This is a genomic window from Streptomyces sioyaensis (genome assembly GCF_004122735.1).
Taxonomy (GTDB): domain Bacteria; phylum Actinomycetota; class Actinomycetes; order Streptomycetales; family Streptomycetaceae; genus Streptomyces; species Streptomyces sioyaensis.
In genome coordinates this window covers 37,756-44,492 of sequence record NZ_SDIF01000054.1, presented here as the reverse complement: position 1 = coordinate 44,492, position 6,737 = coordinate 37,756, and the positions used below count along the sequence as shown (strand labels likewise).

Here is a 6,737-nt window from a genome sequence, read left to right as displayed (position 1 = left end):
GCCGCCGCCACACCCCTGCCGGTGCGGGCCCCCGCCACCACGCCCGAACGGCGGCCGACCGCCCCCGCGCGGCACGGTGAGCTCCCCCGGCGCGTCCCGCCCCGCACGGACGCGGAGCAGACCGCCCCCGCCTCCGAGGCGCGACCGGCACAGCCCGGCCAGCCGCTGCGCCGGCGGGTCCGGGGGGCGACGCTCGGCAGGACCACCCCGACGGCCGACCGGGGTGCCCAGGCCGTGCGCCGGCCCGTCGACGCCGACGCGGTCCGTTCGGAACTCGACGACTTCGAGGCCGCCGTACGCAGGGCTGAGCAGGACAGCGCTCCCACCCCGACCGATCCAGCACCATCGCACCACCAGCAACCCCGGAAGGAGTCGGGCAGTGACGACGCCGACAGGTAAGAGCAGTTCCGAGCGGGAACCCATGGATCTGACGGCCGCCGCGGCCGACTTCACCTGGCTGCTCGACCGGTTCGCCACCCAGACCGCCGGCGTCGTCGACGCCATCGCGGTGTCCTCCGACGGCCTGCTGATCGCTGTCTCCCAACTGCGCGAGCAGGCCGACTCCGAGCGACTCGCGGCGATCGTGTCGGGTGTCACGAGCCTGGCCGCCGGCGCCTCCGGCAACTACGGCCTCGGCGGCCTCAACAAGGTCATCATCGACTTGGAGGGCGGCCATGTCCTGGTGTCGGCCATCGGCTGCGGTGCCGTCCTCGGCGTGGTGACCTCGAAGGAGGCGAAGCTCGGCAACATCGCCTACGAGATGACCCTCTTCGCCAACCGGGCGGGGAGCGCGCTCACCCCCCAGCTGGTGCTGGAGCTCAAGAAGAACGCCGGCGCCACACCGGCCCGCTGACCCGTCCGACAGCGCGAAGGCAGGGATCCAGGGCGTGAGAAGAGGAGCATGATGGCCGGCGGCGAACCAGGACCGGGCGACGAAGCAGACGGCCGCGCCCAGGGCCCGTCGGAGCCGGCCGGCCGCGCACCCGCGATCCGGCCGTTCCTGCTGACGGCCGGCCGGGTGGCGGGGGGCGGGGCCGGGCCCCCGCTCCCGGTCGAGACCCAGGTCGTGGCGACCTCGGCCGGGCTCGCCGCCCTGCGCTCGCTCGCCTTCGAACAACACGACATCGTCGCCGCCTGCCGCCGGCCGCAATCGGTGGCGGAACTCGCCGCGGGACTGCGCCTCCACCTCAACGTGGTCCGGGTGCTGGCGGAGGACCTGCGGGCCGCCGGACGGCTGGCGGTCCACGTCCCGAACGCCGGGACCACCCAGGACATCTCCGTACTGCGAAGGGTTATTGATGGTCTCCGTGCCGTCCCCGACTCACGGGACACACTCCGTGACAGCGGTTGAACAGCCGCCGGTACCGGTCAAGTTGGTCATCGCCGGCGGCTTCGGCGTCGGCAAGACCACGGCCGTCGGCTCGATCTCCGAGATCCGGCCGCTGACCACGGAGGCCGCCATCACCGAGGTCGCGGCCGGCGTCGACGATCTCTCGCACACCCCGGGCAAGACCACCACCACGGTCGCCATGGACTTCGGGTGCATCACCATCGACCCGACCCTGAAGCTCTACCTGTTCGGCACTCCGGGCCAGGACCGGTTCGGGTTCATGTGGGACGACGTGGTCGAGGGCGCTCTCGGCGGTCTGGTGATCGTGGACACCCGCCGCCTGGACGACTGTTACGCCGCGGTGGACTACTTCGAGCACAAGGACATCCCGTTCGCCGTCGCCGTCAACGCGTTCGACGGCGAGGTCCACCACAACCTCGACGAGGTGCGGTGGGCGCTGGACGTCTCCGACCACGTACCCCTGATCGTCTTCGACGCACGCGCCACCGGCTCGGTCCGCGACGCACTCCTGGTCGTCCTCGAAGTCGCCCTGTCCCGCGCGGAAGACACCATGACGGGCTGAGTGCCGGGGCCGGTGCCCGAAACCACCCGACGTCAGCAGGGCGCCGCCGGCCACAGCGAGCACCCACGATCGGCACATTGACGAGGAACACCGATCCCCACCAGAAGTGCTCGATCAGCAGTCCGCCCAGGAGCGGCCCCACGGAGACTCCCATGCTGTTCGCCGCGGTCCACAGGCCGATCGCCACCGACCGCTCCCGGTCGTCGGGGAACACTGCCCTGATGATGGCGGGCGTGCTCGCCATCATCATCGCGCCCGCGATCCCGAGTGCCGCCCGAGCGGCGATCAACTGCCCCGGGGAGGCCGACAGTGCCGCGCCCGCCGACGCGAGCCCGAAGACCACCATGAGCAGGCTGGCGCACAACACGCCCAAGGCCGCCCATCGGTGGGGGGCGTCTGTGTGGTCTCAGTCAGGAAGTGCCCCCTCGGGTGGAGTACGCACTCACTGGGGCCGGCCAGAGACTGCGGGACATCATCGGTCACCTCGACGCATGGGGCAGCTGGTACCGCCAGCACCTGAAGTCTCAGGTGCGCGACGATGACCAGACGCCGACCGAAACCTGAGCCCCATGGCAGTGGCAACGGTCGTCGTCAAGCCGGCCGAGCTCAGGCGGGCAGGTGGGTGCGGGCGAAGGCGATGGTTGCTTCGATCTGCTTGATGCGTTCGTCGGCGACGAGTGAGCCGTGCCCCGCGTCGTACCGGTACACCTCGTGCCGCTTGCCCAGCGAGGCGAGGCGGTTGACGTAGTTGTCGATCTGCCGGATCGGACAGCGGGGGTCGTTCTCACCTGCGATCACCAGCACCGGTGCGGTGACACGGTCCGCGTACGTGAGGGGGGAGGACGCCCGGTATCGCTCGGGCACGTCATCGGGTGAGCCGCCGAAGAGCGAGCGGTCGTACGCGCGCAGCGCCTCCATCTCGTCCTCGTAGGCTGCGAAGTAGTCCGCCACCGGCATGGTGCTGATGCCGACGGCCCAGTTCCCGGGGCGGGTGCCGAGCCCCAGCAGGGTGAGGTAGCCGCCCCAGGAACGGCCGGACAGGACAAGGCGCTTGGGGATGGCGAGGCCGCTGGCGACGGCCCATGCGCGGACGGCCTCGATGTCCTCCAGCTCGGTCAGGCCGGGGCGCCCCTCGATCGCGTCCCGCCATCGGGAGCCGTAGCCCGTGGAACCCCGGTAGTTCACCTGGACGACCGCGAAGCCGTGGTCGACCCAGGCGGCGACCACGGGGTCGAAGGCGTCGTCGTCGTAACCGATCGGACCGCCGTGTACCTCGAAGACGCACGGGAGCGGGCCGTCAGCCCCCGGGGGCCGGGAGACCAACGCGTGGATACGGCCCCCGGGGCCCTCCACCCAGGTGTCGGTGACGGGGACGGAGGGCGGAGCCGCCGGTCCCGGCGGGGCCAGTACGGTGCCACCCGAGGTGGACCGGACGACCGGAGGGTGCGCGGCGTTCGACCAGACGAACTCCACGCTGCCGTCCGGGCGGGTCCCGGCTCCCCTGATGACGCCCTTCGGGGTGTCCAGGCGGGTCAGGCCGCGGGCTTCCGCGGTGCCGAGTTCCAGCCGGTAGAGCTCGTCACGGGCGTGATGGGTGTGCCAGATCAGCAACGCCGAGCCGTCCTGGTACCAGGCCGCGCTGACCTCGCCGGGCAGGTCGAGTGCGAGCTCGCGCTGCTCACCGGTGGCGACGTCCCAGATCATGGGCTCGGGCCTGCTGCGGCGCTCGTGCTCGATGAGCAGCCTGTTGTCACCCGGGACCGGGGAGAACGCCATACCACCGAGGCCCTTGCCCGGGCCGTCCCAGATACCGCCGAGGCCGCGCCCCTCGCCGTCCCACAGGTCCGCGACAACCCTGCCGTCCAGGCTCAACACGCGCACTGCCTTGTGCCGGCTGTCGCCGTGTTCGCTGTGGCCGATCGCGACGAGGGTGTCGTCGGCGGACATGGCTCCCACGTGGGCGTCCGAGGGGTGGGTGTAGAGCGTGCGTGGTTCGGTTCCCGGGCGGCAGACATGGACGGTGGTCCCGCCGGTCACGGTGGTGCCGAGCACGGCCAGGCCGTTCGCGCCGAGGGCGAGGCCGGCCTGGTAGGCGGGGGCCAGGCCGGGCACGGCGGGTTCCTCGTGCTCCCCGCCGAACGGCCGGCGCATCCAGACGCCGCACTCGTCTCCGCCGGTATCGGCGAACCACCACACCCAGTCGCCGGCCGGGTCGATGAAGCCCAGGGCGGTGCCGTGGGGGCGGTCGGTGAGCCTGCGTCGTGCGTCGCTCGCCCGGTCCCACTCGTACAACTCCCAGGTACCGGTGGCGTTCGACCGGTAGACACAGCGGTCGGGGGCGTCGCGCGCCCAGCGGGGCACCGTCACATGGGCGACTCCGATGCGTGCCTTCCAACGCTCGTCATCGACCCCGTCAACCATCTCAGCCACTGACGACTCCGTCCGCACTCCTGGAACTCCACTTTTCGGCGTCGAACACCGCGCCACGCAGCAGCAGGACGACGGCACACAGACCGGTCACCGCCCCCGCGCAGATCACGGCGCTCGGACTGAACAGCTCTGCCACCGCACCACCCGCGGCGAAGCCGAGCCCCTGCCAGAACATGAGCCCGGCCGTCTGGAGGCCGAGCGCCCTGGCCCGCAGTTCCTCGGGCACCACCCGGAGCAGCAGCCGGTCCTGGCCGAGCTGGGTGCAAAACCCCAGCCCGCACACGAACAGCACAGCGATCGCGGGCACCAGACCCGGGCGGAGCGCGAAGAGGAGCATCGGCACGAACACCAGCAGGGCGGCCGGCCCGATCATGCGGATCTGCCGTTCCTTCGGGACCAGCCAGTTGGTGAGGACCTCGCCGGTCACCGTCCCGAGCGGGATCGCGGTGAGCAGAAGTCCCGCGGCGGTCGCCCCTCCCCCGAGGCCGGCGGTGTACGGCACCGCCAGCGCCTCCGGTATCACTGCCAGTGCGGGGACCGCCCAGCCGAGGAGCAGCATGCGGCGTACGGCCGGGCTCCGCATCACCGCGCCGAGCCCGTCGAGGGAGTCGCGCAGCAGGGAGGTCCGCCCCGTGGTCCCACTGTCGTCGTGGAGCCTTCGTTCCCTGGTCCCCAGCCGCAGCAGGAGGGCCGAGAAGAGGAAGCAGCCCGCGTTGATGAGCAGCATCACCTGCGGCGAGAAGGCCGCCATCAGCAGGCCGCCGACCGCGAATCCGCCCAACTGTGCGCCCTGGGCGACCAGTCGCATGAGGCTGCGGCCCGGCACGTAGGCGTCGCCGGGGAGTACGTCGGGCAGGGTGGCCGCGCGGGCGCCGGAGAACACCGGCTCGATCAGGCCGAGGGCGAAGGCCAGCGCCAATACGGCGGCCACCGGGGTGCCGGACAGCGAGAGGACGAGGACGAGCCCCGCGGAGAGCAGATTGCAGCAGACCAGCAGCCGCCGGGCCGGGAGCCGGTCGATGAGCGCGGACAGCAGGGTGCCCGCGATCAGATGCGGTGCGAGGACCAGCGCGAAGACCAGTGCCGACAGCAGCGACGAGCCGGTGCGGGAGTAGACGAGCATGGTCAGCGCGAAATTCGCGGTGACCGCTCCCGCCATGGAGACGATGTGTGCCGTGAAGATCGCCCGGAATTCGGGTATGCCGAGCGCCGTGCGGTACCTGCTCACGGAGCGAGTTCCAGGGGAAGTTCCGCGAGCGTGCGGACGGTGGCGAGTTTCTTGTGTACCGCGGGACCGGCCGGCTTGATGGTGGTGCCGCGCGCCACCAGTACGGTCAGCAATTCACGCAGGAGCAGATGGGCGAGCAGTGACCCGGTGCAGGCATGGGCGCCGTAGCCGAAGGTGAGATGGTGGTTCGGCCACCGGTCGAGCCGTACCGTGTCAGGGTCGTCGAATTGCTCGGGGTCGCGGTTGGCGGCGGCGAAGAGCATCAGCATTCCCTGGCCGCGGCGCACCTGTACACCGTTGAATTCGAGGTCCCGGACGGCCAGCCGGGTGGTTCCCTGGATCGGCGCCTCATAGCGGAAGAACTCATGGGGCGCCCGGTCGATCGCCTCGGGGCTGCCGAGCTGGTCGGCAAGGAGGCTCGCGTCCCTGGACAACACATTCAGCGCGTTGCCGAGGGAGGCCGGTACGGCGGTGAATCCGTTGACGACGAGGGTACGCAGCGAGTTCATCGCTATGTGGCGTGGGACGCCGGCGGCCATGGCGTGGCCCACCAATGCGCGGATGGGGTGGCCCGCGTCCATCCCGGTCACCCAGCCCTCGATCATCGCGGCCAGTTGACGCTGTGCCGCGACGCCCGGCTCCCTGGCTGCCGGGTTGAGGCCGGAGTCCATGGCCGCGGTGATGGCCTCGGCCATCGGCCGGACGGTGGCCAGGTCGAAGGGCGGAACCCCGATGGCCTCGGGGATGAACCAGCGGGCCAGCGGCTCGGTGAACTCGGTGATCGCATTGAAGGGCCCGTCCGGCCGCGCGTCGAGCATGGCCGCTATGTGGTCCCTGGTGCGGGCGGCGAGGCCGTCCGAGGCCATGTCCCGCAGTGACGCGGCGAGTACTCCGTAGATCGCGGTGTGGTCGGGCGGGTCGATGGTGTGGACGTCCAGCGCGGGGTCGGGGACGGTCTCGCCCGCCCGCCGCCAGTCGGCCGCGAAGTTCTCGTGGTCCAGGAGCACTTGGCGGCAGTCCTGGTACGAGGTGAGCACCCAGCTGTCGAGCTTCTGGTTCCACACGGGTGCGCCGGCCGCCCGCAGGGACGCGTACACCGGATAGGGGTCGAGCAGGGTGTGCGGGTCGAGTGGGTGGTATTCGACGGCGGCGTCGGTTGTCATGGC

7 protein-coding genes and 2 pseudogenes are annotated in these 6,737 nt (G+C 71.3%); 5 read left to right on the top strand and 4 right to left on the bottom strand.

The genetic code is table 11. The annotated features are described in order from the left end of the window. From EST54_RS34285 to EST54_RS19425, 4 genes and pseudogenes are all read left to right on the top strand, one after another. Positions 1-399: pseudogene (locus tag EST54_RS34285) on the top strand (ATP-binding protein); the annotation flags it as partial. A gap of 22 nt (positions 400-421) precedes the next feature. Further along, the gene (locus EST54_RS19435) at positions 422-853 is read left to right on the top strand and encodes a roadblock/LC7 domain-containing protein (RefSeq protein WP_006601854.1); all 432 of its coding nucleotides are present in this window, start codon (positions 422-424) and stop codon (positions 851-853) included. 51 nt (positions 854-904) lie between these two features. Continuing rightward, positions 905-1,351: a DUF742 domain-containing protein gene (locus tag EST54_RS19430; protein WP_129248912.1), complete on the top strand. Its 447-nt coding sequence runs from the start codon at positions 905-907 to the stop codon at positions 1,349-1,351. Beyond that, on the top strand, positions 1,299-1,913 hold the full coding sequence (locus EST54_RS19425; RefSeq protein ID WP_129248906.1) for a GTP-binding protein: 615 nt from the start codon (positions 1,299-1,301) through the stop codon (positions 1,911-1,913). Before EST54_RS19430 ends, EST54_RS19425 begins: the two co-directional genes overlap by 53 nt. A 73-nt stretch (positions 1,914-1,986) precedes the next feature. On the opposite strand, the pseudogene EST54_RS19420 reads toward EST54_RS19425, so the two are convergent. Continuing rightward, positions 1,987-2,259 (bottom strand): annotated as a pseudogene (locus EST54_RS19420) (MFS transporter); the annotation flags it as partial. A gap of 71 nt (positions 2,260-2,330) precedes the next feature. Here EST54_RS19420 and EST54_RS36225 point away from each other — a divergent pair. After that, positions 2,331-2,477 (top strand): winged helix-turn-helix transcriptional regulator, encoded by a 147-nt coding sequence (locus EST54_RS36225; protein ID WP_372448143.1) that lies wholly within the window; start codon positions 2,331-2,333, stop codon positions 2,475-2,477. Between the two features lie 42 nt (positions 2,478-2,519). Here the strand turns inward: EST54_RS36225 and EST54_RS19410 are convergent, their stop codons facing one another. The 3 genes from EST54_RS19410 to EST54_RS19400 are packed head-to-tail and all read right to left on the bottom strand — an operon-like array spanning position 2,520 to position 6,734. Next, a complete protein-coding gene (locus EST54_RS19410; RefSeq protein ID WP_129248910.1) occupies positions 2,520-4,334 on the bottom strand; it encodes a prolyl oligopeptidase family serine peptidase in 1,815 nt (604 codons plus the stop codon). 1 nt (position 4,335) lies between these two features. Further along, positions 4,336-5,571 carry an MFS transporter gene (locus tag EST54_RS19405; RefSeq protein WP_129248905.1) on the bottom strand — a complete coding sequence of 412 codons (1,236 nt, stop codon included), beginning with the start codon at positions 5,569-5,571 and terminating at the stop codon, positions 4,336-4,338. Continuing rightward, positions 5,568-6,734 carry a cytochrome P450 gene (locus EST54_RS19400; protein WP_129248904.1) on the bottom strand — a complete coding sequence of 389 codons (1,167 nt, stop codon included), beginning with the start codon at positions 6,732-6,734 and terminating at the stop codon, positions 5,568-5,570. Before EST54_RS19400 ends, EST54_RS19405 begins: the two co-directional genes overlap by 4 nt. Positions 6,735-6,737 lie beyond the last annotated feature (3 nt).

Coding starts and splice junctions, on each gene's coding strand:
- EST54_RS19410 (WP_129248910.1), bottom strand. CDS start 4,334: ATGGTTGACGGGGTCGATGACGAGCGTTGGAAGGCACGCATCGGAGTC.
- EST54_RS19430 (WP_129248912.1), top strand. CDS start 905: ATGGCCGGCGGCGAACCAGGACCGGGCGACGAAGCAGACGGCCGCGCC.
- EST54_RS19400 (WP_129248904.1), bottom strand. CDS start 6,734: ATGACAACCGACGCCGCCGTCGAATACCACCCACTCGACCCGCACACC.
- EST54_RS19425 (WP_129248906.1), top strand. CDS start 1,299: ATGGTCTCCGTGCCGTCCCCGACTCACGGGACACACTCCGTGACAGCG.
- EST54_RS19435 (WP_006601854.1), top strand. CDS start 422: ATGGATCTGACGGCCGCCGCGGCCGACTTCACCTGGCTGCTCGACCGG.